16 protein-coding genes are annotated in these 16,907 nt (G+C 74.2%); 10 read left to right on the top strand and 6 right to left on the bottom strand.

Features of this window, described 5'->3' with window-relative positions:
* Positions 1–7 precede the first annotated feature (7 nt).
* Positions 8–1,603 carry an alpha/beta hydrolase gene (locus tag ABT015_RS28330; RefSeq protein ID WP_350883952.1) on the bottom strand — a complete coding sequence of 532 codons (1,596 nt, stop codon included), beginning with the start codon at positions 1,601–1,603 and terminating at the stop codon, positions 8–10.
* A gap of 242 nt (positions 1,604–1,845) precedes the next feature.
* Between ABT015_RS28330 and ABT015_RS28325 the strand changes: the two genes are divergently transcribed.
* Together ABT015_RS28325 and ABT015_RS28320 are read left to right on the top strand one after the other, a co-directional pair.
* The gene (locus ABT015_RS28325; RefSeq protein WP_350883950.1) at positions 1,846–2,226 is read left to right on the top strand and encodes a PadR family transcriptional regulator; all 381 of its coding nucleotides are present in this window, start codon (positions 1,846–1,848) and stop codon (positions 2,224–2,226) included.
* On the top strand, positions 2,223–2,828 hold the full coding sequence (locus tag ABT015_RS28320) for an HAAS signaling domain-containing protein (protein WP_350883948.1): 606 nt from the start codon (positions 2,223–2,225) through the stop codon (positions 2,826–2,828). Before ABT015_RS28325 ends, ABT015_RS28320 begins: the two co-directional genes overlap by 4 nt.
* Before the next feature lie 258 nt (positions 2,829–3,086).
* Here the strand turns inward: ABT015_RS28320 and ABT015_RS28315 are convergent, their stop codons facing one another.
* Complete coding sequence (locus tag ABT015_RS28315) at positions 3,087–4,007, bottom strand: polysaccharide lyase (protein WP_350883946.1); 921 nt, start codon at positions 4,005–4,007, stop codon at positions 3,087–3,089.
* 355 nt (positions 4,008–4,362) lie between these two features.
* On the opposite strand from ABT015_RS28315, the gene ABT015_RS28310 reads away from it, so the two are divergent.
* Both ABT015_RS28310 and ABT015_RS28305 read left to right on the top strand, forming a co-directional pair.
* A complete protein-coding gene (locus tag ABT015_RS28310; RefSeq protein WP_350883944.1) occupies positions 4,363–4,734 on the top strand; it encodes a YciI family protein in 372 nt (123 codons plus the stop codon).
* Entirely contained in the window at positions 4,731–5,951 is a 1,221-nt protein-coding gene (locus ABT015_RS28305; protein ID WP_350883942.1) for an RNA polymerase sigma factor, read from the top strand. Before ABT015_RS28310 ends, ABT015_RS28305 begins: the two co-directional genes overlap by 4 nt.
* Positions 5,952–6,015: 64 nt before the next feature.
* Here the strand turns inward: ABT015_RS28305 and ABT015_RS28300 are convergent, their stop codons facing one another.
* Together ABT015_RS28300 and ABT015_RS28295 are read right to left on the bottom strand one after the other, a co-directional pair.
* Positions 6,016–6,678, bottom strand: a complete 663-nt coding sequence (locus ABT015_RS28300) for a DUF6461 domain-containing protein (RefSeq protein WP_350883940.1) — start codon at positions 6,676–6,678, stop codon at positions 6,016–6,018.
* 159 nt (positions 6,679–6,837) lie between these two features.
* Complete coding sequence (locus ABT015_RS28295) at positions 6,838–8,274, bottom strand: purine-cytosine permease family protein (RefSeq protein ID WP_350883938.1); 1,437 nt, start codon at positions 8,272–8,274, stop codon at positions 6,838–6,840.
* Between the two features lie 71 nt (positions 8,275–8,345).
* Here ABT015_RS28295 and ABT015_RS28290 point away from each other — a divergent pair, with 71 nt between their 5' ends.
* The 3 genes from ABT015_RS28290 to ABT015_RS28280 all read left to right on the top strand — a co-directional run bounded on the left by ABT015_RS28290 (position 8,346) and on the right by ABT015_RS28280 (position 12,153).
* On the top strand, positions 8,346–8,978 hold the full coding sequence (locus ABT015_RS28290; RefSeq protein WP_350883936.1) for a TetR/AcrR family transcriptional regulator: 633 nt from the start codon (positions 8,346–8,348) through the stop codon (positions 8,976–8,978).
* A 48-nt stretch (positions 8,979–9,026) separates the two neighbouring features.
* Complete coding sequence (locus tag ABT015_RS28285; RefSeq protein WP_350883934.1) at positions 9,027–10,661, top strand: amidohydrolase; 1,635 nt, start codon at positions 9,027–9,029, stop codon at positions 10,659–10,661.
* A gap of 142 nt (positions 10,662–10,803) precedes the next feature.
* The gene (locus tag ABT015_RS28280; RefSeq protein WP_350883932.1) at positions 10,804–12,153 is read left to right on the top strand and encodes an erythromycin esterase family protein; all 1,350 of its coding nucleotides are present in this window, start codon (positions 10,804–10,806) and stop codon (positions 12,151–12,153) included.
* Between the two features lie 37 nt (positions 12,154–12,190).
* Here ABT015_RS28280 and ABT015_RS28275 read toward each other — a convergent pair whose 3' ends face one another.
* Positions 12,191–12,640: a MarR family winged helix-turn-helix transcriptional regulator gene (locus ABT015_RS28275; RefSeq protein WP_350883930.1), complete on the bottom strand. Its 450-nt coding sequence runs from the start codon at positions 12,638–12,640 to the stop codon at positions 12,191–12,193.
* Positions 12,641–12,758: 118 nt separating this feature from the next.
* On the opposite strand from ABT015_RS28275, the gene ABT015_RS28270 reads away from it, so the two are divergent.
* Positions 12,759–14,120 (top strand): aldehyde dehydrogenase family protein, encoded by a 1,362-nt coding sequence (locus ABT015_RS28270; protein ID WP_350883928.1) that lies wholly within the window; start codon positions 12,759–12,761, stop codon positions 14,118–14,120.
* Positions 14,121–14,202: 82 nt separating this feature from the next.
* The gene (locus ABT015_RS28265; RefSeq protein WP_350883926.1) at positions 14,203–14,976 is read left to right on the top strand and encodes a maleylpyruvate isomerase family mycothiol-dependent enzyme; all 774 of its coding nucleotides are present in this window, start codon (positions 14,203–14,205) and stop codon (positions 14,974–14,976) included.
* Between the two features lie 283 nt (positions 14,977–15,259).
* Here ABT015_RS28265 and ABT015_RS28260 read toward each other — a convergent pair whose 3' ends face one another.
* The gene (locus ABT015_RS28260) at positions 15,260–16,234 is read right to left on the bottom strand and encodes a helix-turn-helix transcriptional regulator (RefSeq protein WP_350883924.1); all 975 of its coding nucleotides are present in this window, start codon (positions 16,232–16,234) and stop codon (positions 15,260–15,262) included.
* A gap of 99 nt (positions 16,235–16,333) precedes the next feature.
* Here ABT015_RS28260 and ABT015_RS28255 point away from each other — a divergent pair, with 99 nt between their 5' ends.
* Positions 16,334–16,876, top strand: a complete 543-nt coding sequence (locus tag ABT015_RS28255; RefSeq protein ID WP_350883922.1) for a DinB family protein — start codon at positions 16,334–16,336, stop codon at positions 16,874–16,876.
* Positions 16,877–16,907 lie beyond the last annotated feature (31 nt).

Here is a 16,907-nt window from a genome sequence, read left to right as displayed (position 1 = left end):
CCACTTCTCAGCTGCAGGTCTTCCCGTCGGCCGGCACGGTGCCGTCCAGCAGGTAGGCGTCCACGGCCTGCTTCAGGCACGGGTCGCCGGTGTTGTAGCCGCCGTGGCCCTCGCCCTGGAGGGTGACGTTGACGCCGACGCCCGGGCCGAGCTGCTGCGCCATCGCGTGGGCGCCCTCGACCGGGGTGGCCGGGTCGCCGGTGGTGCCGACCACCAGGATCGGGGCCGCGCCGGCGGCGGAGACGTCCGGGTGGTCGGCCTTGCCCGGCACCGGCCAGCCTGTGCAGCTCGTCAGGCCCCAGGCGGAGTAGGGGCCGAACACCGGGGAGGCGTCGCGGAACTGCGGCAGTTGCTGTTCGACGTCCTGGTCGGAGTAGCGCTGCCGGGCGTCCACGCAGTTGATCGCCCGGTTGGCGGCGCTCAGGTTGGTGTAGCGCCCCTGCGGGTCGCGCCCGAACATCGCGTCGGAGAGTTCGAGCAGGGTGTTGCCGGTGCCCTGCTGCATCGCCTCGGTGAGCCCGGCGGCCAGGACGGGCCAGGTCTCCTCGCTGTACAGGGCCGCGGCGATGCCGGTGACGGCCAGGGTCTCGGTGAGCTGCCGCCCGCCGGTGGTGGGCAGCGGGGACTGCTCCAGCTTCTGCAGCAGCGCCGTGACCGCCGCCGTGCCCTCGACGCCGCCGGCACCCGTCGGGCAGGCGGCGGCCTCCTCGGCGGCGCAGGCCTTCATGAAGTTGTCGAACGCGAGCTGGAAGCCCTGGGCCTGGCCGAGCGCGGCCTGCTGCGGGTCCTTCGTCGGGTCGACGACCGAGTCCAGGACGATCCGGCCGACCTCCTGCGGGAACAGGTGCGCGTAGACGCCGCCGAGCTGGGTGCCGTAGCTGATGCCGAAGTAGAAGAGCTTCTCGTCGCCGAGCACCTGCCGCATCAGGTCGAGGTCGCGGGCGGCGCTCTCGGTGTCCACGTAGGGCAGCACCGGACCGGAGTTGTGCTCGCAGGCGGCGGTGAACTGCGCGTTGCTGGCGTCCAGCGCCTTCACCGCGTCGGGGGTCCCGGGGGTGTTGTCGATCTCCAGGCTGGCGTCCATCGCCTTGTCGTCCAGGCAGCTCACCCCGGCGCTGGCGCCGACCCCGCGGGGGTCGAAGCTCACCAGGTCGTAGCGGGCGTTGAGGGAGGCGTAGTCGGCGGCGAGGGAGGGCAGCGTGGCGACGCCGGAGGCGCCGGGGCCGCCGAAGTTGAACAGCAGCGAGCCGATCCGGTGCTTCTCGTCCTTCGCCCGGCTCCGGATCATGGCCAGGTCGATGGTCGGGCCGTCCGGCTTGCCGTGGTCGAGCGGCGCCTTGAGGGTGGCGCACTGCCAGTCACCGGCGGGCGCGGTGCCGCTGCCCTGCGCGGGGCTGGGGGCCGAGCAGGCCTGCCAGTCGAGCCGCTGGGCCGCGAGTCCGGTCGCGGACGCGGCGGGCGAAGCGGGTGAGCCGGGCGGGGAGGCCGGGGAGGTCGGTGCGGGCTCGACGGCGGAGCGGGCGTCGCCCTGGCAGCCGGCGGCGGAAGCGAGCAGCAGCACGGCCAGGCCGAAAGCGCCGGCGCCGCGGACGACGGTGTGCATGGAGCGGTCCACCTCTCGGGTTGCCGGGCGCGCCCCGGCAGACGGCGGGGCGGCGTGCGCCCCGGCGCTCGGCACGGTCAACGCATCACAGACCCTAGGGGTGGCCAGGCGGTCACGCCCGTCGGAAGGCCCCGCCGGGGGGCGTGCGCCGGTCCGGCTGCCACCCGCCGTCCGGGTGAGGTGCTCCTGCGGCCCTCGTCCGGATCGCCCACTACCTGGCGTCGCATGCTATCTTGCATCGCATGGTACCTGGCATCACACACCACGACGGCGACGCCGGTACGGCCGACGGACCGGTGGCGACGCAGCTGCGCAAGGGCGTACTGGAGTACTGCGTCCTGGCGCTGCTGCGGGACGGCCCCCGGTACGGGGTGGAACTGCTGCAGGAGCTCGGCCGGTTCCCGATGCTGGCGACCAGCCAGGGCACCATCTACCCCCTGCTGTCCCGGCTGCGCCGGGCCGGCCTCGCCGACACCTTCCTGCGCGACTCGGCCAGCGGCCCGTCCCGCCGGTACTACACGCTCACCGACGCCGGCCGCAGCGCACTGGAGGAGTTCACCACGCTGTGGCCCGCCTTCCGCGAAACCGTCGACCACGTCCTGGCCCCGGGAGAGAACCCGTGAACAACCCCATCGAGCACCCCCTGGTCCGCGCCCACCTGGCCGCGGTCGCCCGGTACACCGCCCCGCTGCCCGAGCAGCGCCGCCGCGAACTGCTCGCGGACCTGCGCGAGCACGTCGAGGTCTCGCTCGCCGAGAGCGACCCCGCCGACGAGGCCGCCGTCCGGCGGGTCCTGGAGCAGCTGGGCAGCCCCCGGCAGATCGCCGACGCCGCGCTCGACGAGGAGGGCGGCACCCGACCGGAGCCGGAGAGCCGCGGCCGCACCGTCCGCACCCTGGTCTTCGCGGTGCTGCCGGTTCCGCTGTCGTTCGTCCCGGTCATCGGGCCCCCGCTCGCGCTGGCCGCCGCCGTCATCGCCGCGAGCAGGGTCTGGCGGTCCACGCAGTGGAGCCGCCGGGAGAAGCGGCTGGCGGCCCTGTTGCTGCTCTCCCCCCTCCTGCTCACTCCGCTGGCCGCCGTCGTCGCCGCCGTCGCGTCTCCGGTCGGCCTGACCGCGGCCGCCGTCCTCGCCGCCTGCGTGGTGGGCTTCTGCCCCGCCCTGCTCGCGGCGTTCTTCCTGGCCCGCTCCGCCGCCCGGCTGCGCAACGCCGCACTCGTGGCCTGAACCGGCTTCATCGACAAGCACTGACGCTTCGCCGGCCACCCTGGCGATGCCGGAGACCGCCCCCGAATACAAGGGGGGGCGGTCTCCGCACGTCGGAAGCTGATGTCTTGCGCGTGTTTCACCGTCAAATCCGTTTCGGATCAGGGCGGTTCATGCGGTAGACGGAAACCCGCACACTGTGTGCGGACCTGAAGGACCCGAACCTCCTCCCCGTACGGCGAACCGGCCCTCACCGTGACGGCGACGGCCGGCTGACGGTCAGTGCTGGACGCCGGAGGACAGCGAGAAGTCCGCGAAGTAGGCGCGCTGGGTGCTCGCCGGGCCCCAACTGGTGTCGTGCCCACCGTAGAAGGTGGAGAAGAACACGCCGCCGAAGGGGATCCCGCCGATGCCCGAGGCCACCCCGCGCGCCGCGTAGACCTGGCGGCCGTCGTACCAGACGGTGACGTCCCCGGTGCCGCGGTCGACCAGCTGCTCGACGCTGTGCCACGCGCCGTCGGCCTGGAAGCGCCAGTCACCGAGCCCCTCGTCGACCCCGTAGCCGGTCGGGCCGGAGTTGGTCGGGGTGTAGAGGTAGACCTCGCCGTTGTCCGGCACGCCCTTGGCGCCGCGCCACATGTAGCGCGTCGACCAGCCCGCGCCGTGGTTGCCGCCCGACTCCTCGCCGATCTTGCCGCCGTACAGCCCGGGCAGCTTCCCCGCCTTGCCCCAGTCCCGGCCGGCCGGGAACTTGAGGGAGTACTTCAGGTCCAGCGTCCGGCCCTGGGCCAGGGCGGACAGGCCCAGGCTGGTCAGATCCGTGTAGAACTGGCCGCCGCCCGGATTCGGGCAGTCGGTGCACTGGTTGGAGGAGGACCCGGCGCCGTAGGTGACCTGGAGCGCCGAGCCGCCCCCGGGAGCGGCCGGGTCGTCGACCGCGCTCAGGTCCGAGCCGCCCCACGTCCCCTGGCCGACCGCGCCCCAGGCGTGCTTCCACTGGTCCGTCCCGTAGCCGCGGAACTGGCCGGTCCAGGCCGCCTTCCCGCTCGCCACCGCGGCCGACGCGGCTCCCCTCGCTGCCTCGGACCCCGAGGCGGCCGGCGCGGCGATCGAGGCCGCGGCGGGCGACGCCGACGGGGCGCAGGCGGCCAGGGCGGCGGCCGCGAGCACCGCTCCGAACACACGACGAGTGCTTTTCATGACTGCCCCTCCTGACGGGACCGGGCCGGGACGGCCCACCCGCTCCATGTGACGCTCCGCCACCGGGTCACAGTAGCGGCGCCCGATGTGACGTGACCATCGCACTCCCGGGCGATGGCGGGACTGTTCCCGGCCCCGGCCCTCCCGGTACGGGCCGTGCGGAGATGTGGGGTGCGGGGTGCGGGGTGCGGGGTGCGGGGTGCGGGGTGCGGGGTGCGGGGTGCGGGGTGCGGGGTGCGGGGTGCGGCCGCGAGGATTCCTCCGAACGTCCGGCGGAGGACGTCAAGACCGCGGCGACGGCTCCGACCACCGGTCGAGGAGCCCAGCCGGGCCCGCGAACCACGAGGAGCACGAGATGAAGTTCCTGATCAGCCTGCACATCAACCCGGCCGTGATGGACGCGCTGACCGACGAGGAGAAGGCGGCGATCGGCCACGGCCACGGCGAGTTCATCGAGGCGCTGAAGGCGTCCGGAGAGCTGATCACCACCCAGGCACTGGCCGATCCGGCCCAGGCCGCCGTGGTGACCGTGCGCAACGGCCAGCCGGTGGTGACCGACGGCCCGTTCCTGGAGGCCAAGGAGTACCTGGGCGGCTTCTACCTGATCGACTGCGAGGACAAGGAGCGGGCGATCGCGCTGGCGGCGCTGATCCCGGACACCGCGATCGAGGGCCTGGGGGTCGAGGTGCGGCAGGTGATGTTCGCCGACGGACACTTGGAGGCATGACAGCACCGGATTTCGAGGACCTGCTGCGTGCGCTCACGCCGCAGGTCCTCGGCACCTTGGTTCGCCGGTACGGCCGGTTCGAAGGGTGCGAGGACGCCGTCCAGGAGGCCGTCCTCGCCGCCACCGTGCAGTGGCCGTCCGAGGGCAGGCCCGACAATCCGCACGGCTGGCTGGTGACCGTCGCCGCCCGGCGGCTCATCGACCAGCTGCGCCGCGACCGCGCGCGCCGCGAACGGGAGTCGGCGACGGCCGCCGAGGTGGTGCCGCCGGAGGTGCCGGACACCGACGACACGCTCGTCCTGCTGTTCCTGTGCTGCCATCCGACGCTCACCGCGGCCTCCCGAACCGCCCTGACGCTGCGGGCGGTCGGCGGTCTGACCACCGCCGAGATCGCCCGCGCGTTCCTGGTGCCGGAGGCCACCATGGCGGCCAGGATCAGCCGGGCCAAGCAGCGCATCAGGGCCGCCGGCAGCTCGTTCGCCCTGCCGGACGGCGCGGAGCGCGAGGAACGGCTGCGGGTCGTGCTGCACGTGCTCTACCTGATCTTCAACGAGGGCTACACCGCCACCTCCGGACCGGAGTTGCACCGCCCCGACCTCGCGCGCGAGGCCATCCGGTTGACCAGGACGGTGCACGCGCAGCTGCCCCGGGACGACGAGGTGACCGGGCTGCTCGCACTGATGCTGCTGACCCACGCCCGCCGGGAGGCGCGGACCACCCCGGCCGGCGACCTGGTGCCGCTGGACGAGCAGGACCGCAAGGCCTGGGACCGCGCGCTGATCGACGAGGGCGTCGGGCTCGTCGAGGCGGCGCTGGCCGGCCCGACCCTGGGGCCCTACCAGTTGCAGGCCGCCATCGCGGCCACGCACGCCGACGCGGCCACCGCCGAGGAGACCGACTGGCCCCAGGTGCACGCCCTCTACCTGATCCTGGAACGGATCGCACCCAACCCGATGGTCACCCTCAACCGGGCGGTCGCCCTCGCCGAGACCGACGGCCCGGCCGCCGGACTGGCCCTGCTGTCCGCCCTGGACGGTGACGGGCGGATGGCCGGGCACCACCGGCTGCTGTCCGTCCGGGCGCACCTGCTGGAGAAGGCCGGCGACCCGGCCGGCGCCCACGAGCACTACCGGCGCGCCGCGAAGGCCACCGCCAGCCTCGCCGAGCGGCGCTACCTGGAGGCCCGGGCCGGCCGGACCAGGCCACGTTCCGACTGAACACGCGTCCGGGGCATCCAAAACGTCCGGCACGCGGCCCGGGCGGGCCCGGGGCCGGCCGGGCTCAACGGCCCTGCGGCTCCATCCCCGGCCTGCCCCGCACCGCGTACGCCGGCAGCCGCAGCTCGCCGAGGACGGCCCGGGGCAGGCTCAGCCCGAACCGCCGCCCGACCACGCCGAGGGTGCGGCGGCGGACGGCCGCGGGCGGCTCGCCCCCGGGGCCGCGGGTGATCCCGTCGGACTCCAGGACACCTGCGGCGACCAGCTCGGGGACGAGCAGGTCGGGCTCCCGGCCCCAGCGCCAGCGCTCCTCGGCGAGGCCGAACCCGCACAGCACGGCGCCGTCGCGGGCGTAGTCCAGCAGCGCGGGCGGGTGGTCCGGCATCGGGCGGAAGTGGACCACCTCGACCCCGTCGCGCGCTATCTCGGTGAGCCGTTCGCCGCCGGTGGAGTCGCCGTACTCGACCGCGAAGGACCAGTCACCGGACTCGCCGACCCGGATCACGCCGTCGCCGTCGTCGCTCGGGCGGAACACCTCGATGTCGAGGTCCCACACCTCGGTGCCGCTGAGCGGCCCGGCCGCGGCGGCCGGATCGGCGCCCATCCGGCGGGCGAGCTCCTGCGGCGGTATCCCCCGGGCGAACAGGACGCCGTCGACGGAGCACCCGGCGTCCGCGAGCCACCGGATGCCCTCCTCGCCCCCCGCCCCTTCGGTACCGTCCGTCATGACGCCCCCTCACCTCGCGGCCGGCCCGCGTGGCCGGGCCGCCGGTCCGCACCCTAACGGACGCCACTGACAACGGACGGTCCCAGGCGCCTCCCGGCCGGACGTCCTCAGCACCCCTCGACGGAAGGGCAGTTCGCCGGGGGCGCCGGAAGACCGCGCTCAGGCACCCCGGCGGTTCAGCTTCCCGCGCATCAGCACCGCGTACACGGCCGCCGCGACGACCATGCCGACCGGCAGCGCGAGGTCCGCGCCGACGAGCGCGGCCACCGGCCCGGTGTAGAGGGTGTCCACGCAGAGCGCGGCGCCGGCCACCCCGGCCGCGAGGGCGAGCGCGCCGGCCGGGTTGACGCCCGCCCGGTACCAGAAGGGGCTGCCCGGGCTCTCGTCCGTGAGCGCGCGGCCGTCGTAGCGGTTGCGGCGCAGCAGGATGTCGGTGGCGTAGATCGCGGTGCTGGGACCGAGCAGGACGACGGTCAACTGGAGCACGTTGCTGACGGTGTCGAGGAAGTTGGAGACCAGCAGCGCGTACAGCGTGAGGCAGACGGCGACGGTGCCGTCGACGAGCACGCTGAGCGTGCGGCGGATCCGGATGCCGACGGCTTGCAGGGCGAGGCCGGCGCTGTAGGCGGTGAGCGCGTTGACCGCGATCGTGCCGACGACCAGGGCGAGCAGGAAGACCGGGTCGAACCAGCCGGGCAGGATCCGCTGGAGGGCGGCCTGCGGGTCCGTCATGTCGACCGCGCTGGCGGCGAGTACGCCCAGCCCGCCGACCGCGACGCTGGGCAGGAAGCCGCCGAGGGCGGTCCAGCCGAGGACGGCACGGGGGGAGGTAGTGTGCGGGAGGTAGCGGGAGAAGTCGGCGCTGGTGGTGTAGGACAGCGAGCCGGAGGCGATCAGGGTGACGCCGGCCAGGACGGCGGACCACAGGCGGGTGCCGGAGAGCGGTTCGGCGGGCGTGTAGCCGAAGTCGGCGTGCCGGAGCACCACGTACCCGACGACGGCGAAGGCGGCGGCGAGCGCCAGGGTGATCGGCAGGTAGAGCCGGAGGATCGCGGCGTGGCCGTAGACGCTGATGGTGAGCGTCACCACGACGATGGCCACCACGATGGCGATCTTGATCGGGGTGGTCGGGGTGATCCCGGCCTGCTCGGCGAGCGAGAACGCGGCGACGGCGGCCGCGGCGAGGTTGAGCGCGAAGTAGCAGACGGAGATCATCCAGCCGGTGACGGCGTTGTTCACGCGGTTGCCGAGGACGCCGTACATGGCGCGGGTGATGACCTCGCTGGGCGCGCCCGCGGCCGGTCCGGAGACCGCCAGCAGGCCGGTGCCCAGCCAGAACAGGTTGCCGACGACGACCACCGCGAACGCCTGGGGCAGGTCGAGCCCGGCCAGGACGAGGGTGCCGCCGACGGCCAGGTTGAGGTAGTTGACGCTGGCCGCCGCCCAGACGGGGAAGAGTTCGCGGGCGCGGCCGCGCCGTTCGGTCTCGGGGATGTGGTCGATGCCGTGGACCTCGACCCGGCCGGCCCGCTCCTGCTGGAGCGGCGCGGCGGCGCGGGTGTCGGGGTGGGGGTGGTCCGGGAGCGTGGACGCCATTGGGGGCCCTCCGTGGGGGTGTCGTGCCCACCTGCTTGCTTATTGGTCGCACACTCAATAGCATCCGGCACATGACGTCAAGCGTTCAGCGCAAACGGGTCCGCAAATCCGCCGACGACCGGCGGGCGGAGATCGTCGAGGCGGCGGCCGCCGTCGCCCTCACCGAGGGCCTGGAGTGCATCACGCTGCGCAGGATCGCCGAGCAGCTCGACGTCCGACCCGGTCTGATCAGCCACTACTTCCCCGCCGTCGAGGACCTCGTCGCCGAGGCCTTCGGCAGCGCCGCCACCGCCGAACTGGAGACGCTGCTGCCCGCCGACCCGCACGACGGGTCGCCGCTGCACCACCTCGCACGGTTCTTCGCCCGCGCCACCGGGCCGGCCTACGACGACATGAGCCGGCTCTGGATCAACGCCCGCCACCTCAGCCGCTACCGGCCCATCCTGCGCGACCGGGTCCTGGAGCAGCAGGCCGGCTGGCGCGGACGGCTCGGCGGCGTCATCGAGGCGGGCGCCACCCAGGGCGAGTTCCGCACCGAGGACGCCGATGTGGCGGCCCTTCAGATCCTGGTCGTGATCGACGGTCTCGCCGCCCACGCCAACACCGGCCTGCGCGACCACCCTTCCGCCGTCACCCGGCTCGCCATGGTCACCGCCGAACGTGAACTCGGCCTGCCCAGCGGCTCCCTCACCTGGAAAGACTGACCCCTCCACCTCACAACTCCCCCACCCCGCAACACCGCTGGAGTCGATGTGCGCACCTCCCTCGTCCTCCTGTCCGCCCGCCTGCTCGACCCGGCGACCGGCGGCCCCCTCCCGCAGACCGCCCTGGCCGTCGCCGACGGCCGGATCGCCGCCCTCGGCGACGACCGGGAGATCCGCCGACTCGCCGACGCCGCCACCACGGTGGTCGACCTGAAGGGCGCCGTCGTCACCCCCGGGCTGGTCGACGGGCACCTGCACCCGGTCACCGGCGCCGAACTCACCCACGGCCTCGACCTCTCCGGCTGCACCGACCTCGCCGATGTCCGCGCCGCCCTCGCCGCCGAGGTCCGCACCCTCGCCCCCGGCGCCTGGCTGCACGCCTGGGGCCTGGACCCGAACGTCTTCGGCGACCGGCCGGTGGAATCCGCCGCGCTCGCGCCCGTCCTCGACGGCGTCCCGGCGCTGCTCCAGCTCTTCGACGCCCACTCCATGCTCGCCAGCCCGCGCGCCCTGGAACTCGCCGGCGTCGACGGCCCGCGCAGCTTCGCCCAGGCCGCCGAGGTGGTCTGCGACGCGGCCGGGCGCCCCACCGGCCTGCTGCTGGAGGACGCCGCCTGCGAACTGGTCGAACGCGCCGCCCCGCAGCCCACCCGGGCCGAACGCCGCGCCCGCCTGGCCGCCGCGCTCGCCGCCATGGCCGCCGCCGGCCTCACCGGCGGACACGCGATGGACGCGAACGGCGACAGCCTCGACCTCTACTCCGAACTCGACGAGGCGGGCGACCTGCCGCTGCGGCTGCGGGTCGCCCCCTGGTGCCAACCCGGCGTGGACGCGGACGGGCTGCGCGCCCTCGTCGAACAGCAGCACCGGGGCGGCCGGCTCTGGCAGGTCGACGGCGTCAAGCTGTTCATGGACGGCACCATCGACAACGGCACCGCCTGGCTGGAACGCCCGGACTGCCACGGCGAGTCCACCCACGCGTTCTGGCCCGACCCGGCGCAGTACACCCGCGTCATCGCGCACCTGCACCGCGCCGGCGTGCCGACCGCCACCCACGCCATCGGCGACGCCGCCGTCCGCCACGCGCTCGACGCCGTGGCCTCGGCGCAAGGCCCGGAGACGGCCGCCGGGGCGCGTACCGTCCGGCACCGGATCGAACACATCGAGACCGTCCCGGACTCCGTCGTGCGGCGCTTCGCCGAACTGGGCGTGATCGCCTCCATGCAGCCCACCCACTGCTGCGACTTCACCCGGGCCGACCACACCGACAACTGGTCCCGCCGCCTCGGCGAGGAGCGCGCCGACCGCGCCTGGCGCTGCCGCGACCTGTGGGACGCGGGCGCCACCGTCGTGCTCGGCTCGGACTGGCCGATCGCCCCGTACCCGCCGCTCGGCGTGCTGGCCGGCGCCCGCCACCGCCGCCCGAGCCGCGACCTGACCCAGCCGCCGCACCACCCCGGGCAGGCGCTCACCGCCCTGGAGGCGCTGCGGGCGATGACCGTCAACGCCGCGCACGCGGCCGGGGAGGAGGAGCGGGCCGGCCGGATCGCCGTCGGGCAGCGCGCCGACCTCACCGTCCTGGCCGCCGACCCGCTCACCACCCCCGCCACCGAACTGCCGGACGTCCCCGTGCTGCTCACCGTCCTGGACGGCCGCCCGACGCACCGCGCCGCCGCGCTCTGACCCACCGGGCGGAGCCCGCATCGACGCAGGTCGGGGGTTATCCCCCCGAAGAACCCGGCGGTCGGCCCCAGCGCGCCGCACCCCCGCCGCGACCGATGATCTTCTCACCGAGCTTTCGGGACAAGGAATCTGAGGAGAGATCATGACCACGGCGAACAAGCGAATGGTCGGCCGACGCGGACTGATCGCGGTGACGGCGGCGGCCGCCGGCACCGCCCTGCTGGCCCCGGTGGCCTCCGCCGCCCCCGCGGCGGACGGCCAGCGGAGCACGGTGGTCCGCGCGTTGGAGCGGTCCGCGCACCCGCTGCGGTCGACCGAGCCCGGCGGCAGCACCAGCGACCTGCGGGCGCTCGGCGCGATGGTCGGGGACGCCAAGGTGGTGGGCCTCGGCGAGGCCACGCACGGCTCGCACGAGTTCTTCACCATGAAGGAGCGGGTCTTCCGCTACCTGGTCCAGGAGAAGGGCTTCACCACCTTCGCCCTGGAGATGAGCTGGTCGGCGGGCCTGAAGATCGACAAGTTCCTCCAGGACGGCAAGGGCGACGCCCGGCAGATCGTCAAGGACGAGCTTGGCCAATCACCTTGGGAGCGTCAGGAGTTCGTGGACCTGATCAGCTGGATGCGCGAGTACAACCGCCAGCACCCGCAGCGCCCGGTCCACTTCATGGGCGACGACGTCGGCGCCCCCAAGCTCGGCGAGGAGGTCTTCGCCCGGGTCGACGCCTACCTGCGCAAGGCCGACCCCGCGGCCCTGGCGCGCGTGGACGGGCTGTACGCGGGCCTGCGCCCGCTCGACGACACCGTCGGCTACCTGAAGCGGCCGGTGGCCGAGCGGAAGGAGAACGCCGCCAAGGCGAAGCAGGCGCTGGACCTGGTCACCGCCGCCAGGGGCACCGGCGGCGAGGAGTACGACTGGGCCGTGCAGCACGCCCGCGTCATCGCCCAGACCTTCGCCTTCGCCACCTTCGAACTCACCGACACGGCCTCGGTGAACGCCGCGGAGGTCATCCGCGACCAGGCCATGGCCGACAACACCGCGTGGTGGCAGCGCCGCACCGGCGACCGGATGCTGCTCTCGGCCCACAACGGGCACGTCGGCTACCTGGCCAGCGATCCCGAGATGTACCCCAAGACGCAGGGCGCGATCCTGCGCGACGCCTTCGGCCCGGACTACCTGAACATCGGGTTCACCTTCGACCAGGGCTCCTTCCTCACCATGGGCGCCGCCCTCGACACCGACTGGGAGAAGAACACCGTGCCCCCGGCCACGCCCGGCATGAACGAGTACACCCTGGACCAGGTCCGCCGCCAGGACTACTACGTCGACCTGCGCACCGCCCCGCGCGTGGTCCGCGACTGGCTGGACACCGCCCGACCCGTGTACGAGGCCGGGTCCACGTTCACGAAGGACCCGCTGCCCTCCATCGCCCTCGGCCGGGCCCACGACGTCCTCATCCACCTCCACCAGGTCCACGAGGCCGAGAAGCTCTGACCGGGCTCCGGCCCCGCCTCGGATCGGCGGCCCGGCCTCAGGCCGGCGGGGCCGCCGTCTCGGGGAACGCCCGGTCCAGCAGCGCGCCCAGGGCGGCCCGGTCCTGGCCGGAGAGCTGTTCCAGCGCGGTCAGGCCGGACATCAGGTCGGCCCGGATCAGCCGGACGGTGTGCTCGCCCCGGTCGGTCAGGGCGATGCTCTTGACCCGGCGGTCGGCGGGGTCGGGCTCGCGGCGGACCAGGTCGCGGCCCTCCAGCCGGTCGACGATGCCGGTGACGTTGGAGGCGTCGCAGGACAGCAGTCCGGCGAGGGCGCGCATGGAGCGCGGCCGGGTGAGCAGGCTGAGGGTCTTGCCCTGCATCAGGGTCAGCCCGTGCCCGGCCGCGGCGGAGGCGAAGTGGCGGTAGTAGGCCGCGGCCACCCGGGCGAGCTGATCCATCAGCTCGCCCGGCGTGGCCGGTGGGTCCGGGTGGGGGTTCTGGTGCACGGTTCGAGCATAGGCACATTGCTTGACACCCTCAACCATTGAGGTTTACCGTCCAAGAATGCTTGAGGTCATAAACCATCGACGACCTCAAGCCAGCTGGAAGGACCCCGAGACCCTCATGAACCACACCCCCGCCGCCACCCCGGACACCGCCCCCGAAGCCACGGAAGCCGCCCCGGAGACCGCCGCCGCCACGGTCACCCGCCTGCGCGCCGCCTTCGACACCGGCCGGACCAAGCCGCTCGCCTGGCGCCAGGCCCAGCTGGCGGCGCTGCGCTCGCTGCTCACCGAGCAGTCCGAGGCGTTCCTCCAAGCCCTGCACGAGGACCTCGGCAAGAACACCGCCGAGGCCTACCGCACCGAGATCGGCTTCACGCTCAACGAGCTCGACCACACCGTCGCCCACCTGGAGCAGTGGCTGCGGCCGAAGCCCGCCGCCGTGCCCGAGGTCTTCCAGCCCGCCGCGGCCCGCATGGTGCGCGACCCGCTCGGCGTGGTCCTGATCATCGCGCCCTGGAACTACCCGCTCCAGCTCGCCCTGTCCCCGCTGGTCGGCGCGCTGGCCGCCGGGAACGCGGCCGTCCTCAAGCCCAGCGAGCTCGCCCCCGCGACCTCCGCCGCGCTCGCCCGGCTGCTCCCGCGCTACCTCGACCCGGCGGCCGTCGCCGTCGTCGAAGGCGCCGTCCCGGAGACCACCGCACTGCTGGAGCAGCGCTTCGACCACATCTTCTACACCGGCAACGGCGCCGTCGGCCGGATCGTCATGGCGGCCGCCGCCCGGCACCTGACCCCGGTCACCCTGGAACTCGGCGGCAAGAGCCCGGTGGTGGTCGAACCCGGCGTCGACCTCGCGGTCACCGCCCGGCGGATCGCCCGGGGCAAGTTCCTCAACGCCGGCCAGACCTGCGTCGCCCCCGACTACGTCCTCGCCATCGGCGAGAGCGCGCCCGCGCTGGAGGCGCACCTCGCCGACGCCGTCCGGGAACTGTACGGCGACGACCCGGCGACCGGCGGCGAGTACGGCCGGATCGTCAACGAGCGCCACTTCGACCGGCTCACCGCTCTGCTCGGCGACGGTCGGACCGTCACCGGCGGCACCCACGACCGCGCCGACCGCTACCTCGCCCCGACCGTCCTCGCCGACGTCTCCCCCGAGGCCCCCGTGATGCGGGCCGAGATCTTCGGCCCGATCCTCCCCGTCGTCGCCGTGCCCGACCTCGACGCGGCGATCGCCTTCATCAACGAGCGCGACAAGCCGCTCGCCCTCTACGCCTTCACCGAGTCCGCGCACACCAAGCAGCGCCTGACCGAGGAGACCTCCTCCGGCGCGCTCTCCTTCGGACTGCCGGTCTCCTACCTCGCCATGCCCGAGCTGCCGTTCGGCGGCGTCGGCGAAAGCGGCATGGGCCGCTACCACGGCGAGTACTCCCTCGACACCTTCAGCCATGCCAAGGCCGTCGTCGACAAGCCCCTCGCCTGACCGCTCCCCCTCGTCCGACCGCTCCTCCCCCGTCCGACCGCTCCTCCCCTCCCCGCCACCCCGACACCGAGCGAGCACCCTCATGACCACCATCGACCACGGCGCCGCCGTCGCCGCGGAGACCGCCCGGCTCGTCGCCGCCCTCCAGGACGCCGACCCGGCCACCCCGGTGCCCACCTGCCCCGGCTGGACACTGACCGACCTCACCCGCCACACCGGCAGCGTGCAGCGCTGGTTCACCGTCCTGCTCCGGCAGCGGATCCAGCAGCCGCCCCGCAGCCGCGAGGTCGACCTCCGGCTGCCCGCCGGGCCGGACGGCTACCCCGCCTGGCTGGCGGAGGCCGCGGCCGAGGCCGGCGCCGCGTTCGCGGAGACCGACCTCGACGCCCCGATGTGGGCCTGGGGCGCCGACCAGCACGCCCGCTTCTGGGTACGGCGGATGCTGTTCGAGACCTTGGTCCACCGCGCCGACGCGGAACTCGCCCTCGGGCGCACCCCGGTGCTCGACCCGGAGCCGGCCGCCGACGGGGTGTCCGAATTCCTCACCAACCTGCCCTTCGCCGCCTTCTTCGCCCCGGGGACCGCCGAACTGCGCGGCGCGGACCGCACCATTCGCTTCACCCGCACCGACGGCAACGCCGGCTCCGCGGACGGCGACTGGCTGATCCGCCTGCGGCCCGACGGCTTCGGGCTCGACGCGGACGGCCCGGGCCCGGAGGCCGACGCGACCGTCCGAGCGAGCGCCGCCGATCTGCTGCTGCTCCTGTACGGCCGCCTCGACCTGGCCTCCGCCCGCCTCGACGTGCGCGGAGACGAGGAACTGCTCGCGCACTGGTGCGCCAACTCGGCGTTCTGACCTGCCCGGGCGAGGGGCGACGGCCGGGCCATCCGAGCGGATGGCCCGGCCGTCCGCGTTGTCGTCGTCCTGAGCGGCGGGATGTCGGCACCCGCGCTGAACGCCCGCTGCCCGGCGCCGGTCAGCACGACCTCGGACGGTGTCGTCGGCGTCGACGCGGTCGGGTTCGGCGAGCAGCGCGTCGATGGTCGGGTGGTCGAGCGCGTCGAGCTCGTGCGCGCGGTCGATGGTCAGGGTGACGACGTGCTGGTCCCGCTCGCCGCGGATGTCCTGCCCCGGTGCCCTACTCCCCCAGGCCGCCCCGCGCCGCCCGGGTGAACCGCGCGCCCCACTCCTCGACGAGGTCGAGCAGTTCGGGCGGGCCGAGGACGCGGAAGTCCGCGCCCAGCGAGCCGAGCGCCATGGCGGGCCAGTCCAGGGAGTCTGCGGTCATCTCCAGGTGGCAGCGCCCGGCGTCGACCTCCTCGACGGTGCCCCACCGGCCGACCCGGGCGCGGACGGTCGCGGCCGGAGCGTCCACCAGCGCCGACACCCGGTACGGGCGCGGCACGCCGTTGAGACCGGCCCGGACGAACTCGGCGGCGTCGGCGGCGGGCAGCGAACGGGGCCCGAACCGGACGCCGCCGCCCTGCGGCGCGCTCAGCCGGTCGAGCCGGAAGGTGCGCCAGTCCTGCCGGTCGAGGTCGTAGGCGACCAGGTACCAGCGGCGGTGCAGGCAGACCAGCCGGTGCGGTTCGACCTGCCGTTCGGCGTGCCGACCGTCGGCGGCGGTGTAGGAGAAGCGCAGCCGCTCGCTGTCCCGGCAGGCCAGCGCGACCACGGTGAGCCGGTCGGGGTCGACGCCCGGCCCGGCCGTGGCACCCCCGCCGACAGGGACGGTCACCGCGCGCAGCGCCTCGACCCGGTGCCGCAGCCGGGCGGGCATCACCTGCACCACCTTGGCCAGCACCCGCACCGAGGCCTCGGCGATGCCCTCCACCGGGCTCTCCGCCGCGGCCTGGAGGCCCACGGCCAGAGCGACCGCCTCCTCGTCGTCGATCACCAGCGGGGGCAGCGCGGCGCCCGCGGCGAGTTGGTAGCCGCCGTCGACGCCGCGCTGCGCCTCCACGGGGTAGCCGAGTTCGCGCAGTCGGTCGATGTCGCGGCGCAGGGTGCGGATCGAGACCCCAAGCCGGTCGGCCAGCTCCTCGCCGGGCCAGTAACGGTGGGTCTGGAGCAGGGAGAGCAGTCGCAGCGTCCGGGTGCTGGTGTTCGCCATGACGCCGATCATCCCGGAATTCAGGCCAGGAAGTGGCCGCTATCGCGTCTAGCGTGGACCTTGTCCGAAGGAGCAGGAACCGAACGGAAGGCCACCACCATGACCAGCACCGCGACCCCGAACAACAGCACCACCGCCGGCGAGCGCGCCGACCTGCTGGCGGCCCTGGCCAAGCAGCGGCACTTCCTGCGCTTCACCACCCGCGACCTCACCGACGAGCAGGCCGGTCTGCGGACCACCGTCAGCGCACTGTGCCTGGGCGGCCTGATCAAGCACGTGAGCGCGGTCGAGCGGTTCTGGGTGGCCTTCATCGTGGAAGGCCCGTCCGCGATGCCCGACTTCAGCAGCTTCACCGAGGCCGACTTCGCCCGCCGTGCGGACGAGTTCCGCCTGCTGCCCGGCGAGACGCTGGCCGGCGTCCTGGCCGAGTACGCCGAGGTGGCCCGCCGCACCGACGACCTGGTCGCCACCCTCCCCGACCTGGGCGCCGCCCAGCCGCTGCCGAAGGCCCCCTGGTTCGAGGCCGACACCGAATGGTCGGCCCGCCGAGTGCTGATGCACATCGTCGCCGAGAGCGCCCAGCACGCGGGCCACGCCGACATCATCCGCGAGGCCCTGGACGGCGCGAAGAGCATGGGCTGACGCCGCCGGACAGGCCCCGGGCGCCCGGGGC

The sequence above is a fragment of the Kitasatospora sp. NPDC094016 genome, assembly GCF_040304045.1.
In the GTDB taxonomy this organism is placed as follows: domain Bacteria; phylum Actinomycetota; class Actinomycetes; order Streptomycetales; family Streptomycetaceae; genus Kitasatospora.
Note: the sequence above shows the minus strand (reverse complement) of the source record. Positions and strands in the feature narration are given on the sequence as shown.

Excerpts from the sequence above, each read along its gene's own strand:
- ABT015_RS28330 (WP_350883952.1), bottom strand. The coding sequence starts at position 1,603 with ATGCACACCGTCGTCCGCGGCGCCGGCGCTTTCGGCCTGGCCGTGCTG.
- ABT015_RS28325 (WP_350883950.1), top strand. The coding sequence starts at position 1,846 with ATGGTACCTGGCATCACACACCACGACGGCGACGCCGGTACGGCCGAC.
- ABT015_RS28315 (WP_350883946.1), bottom strand. The coding sequence starts at position 4,007 with ATGAAAAGCACTCGTCGTGTGTTCGGAGCGGTGCTCGCGGCCGCCGCC.
- ABT015_RS28310 (WP_350883944.1), top strand. The coding sequence starts at position 4,363 with ATGAAGTTCCTGATCAGCCTGCACATCAACCCGGCCGTGATGGACGCG.
- ABT015_RS28305 (WP_350883942.1), top strand. The coding sequence starts at position 4,731 with ATGACAGCACCGGATTTCGAGGACCTGCTGCGTGCGCTCACGCCGCAG.
- ABT015_RS28300 (WP_350883940.1), bottom strand. The coding sequence starts at position 6,678 with ATGACGGACGGTACCGAAGGGGCGGGGGGCGAGGAGGGCATCCGGTGG.
- ABT015_RS28295 (WP_350883938.1), bottom strand. The coding sequence starts at position 8,274 with ATGGCGTCCACGCTCCCGGACCACCCCCACCCCGACACCCGCGCCGCC.
- ABT015_RS28290 (WP_350883936.1), top strand. The coding sequence starts at position 8,346 with ATGACGTCAAGCGTTCAGCGCAAACGGGTCCGCAAATCCGCCGACGAC.
- ABT015_RS28280 (WP_350883932.1), top strand. The coding sequence starts at position 10,804 with ATGACCACGGCGAACAAGCGAATGGTCGGCCGACGCGGACTGATCGCG.
- ABT015_RS28270 (WP_350883928.1), top strand. The coding sequence starts at position 12,759 with ATGAACCACACCCCCGCCGCCACCCCGGACACCGCCCCCGAAGCCACG.
- ABT015_RS28265 (WP_350883926.1), top strand. The coding sequence starts at position 14,203 with ATGACCACCATCGACCACGGCGCCGCCGTCGCCGCGGAGACCGCCCGG.
- ABT015_RS28260 (WP_350883924.1), bottom strand. The coding sequence starts at position 16,234 with ATGGCGAACACCAGCACCCGGACGCTGCGACTGCTCTCCCTGCTCCAG.
- ABT015_RS28255 (WP_350883922.1), top strand. The coding sequence starts at position 16,334 with ATGACCAGCACCGCGACCCCGAACAACAGCACCACCGCCGGCGAGCGC.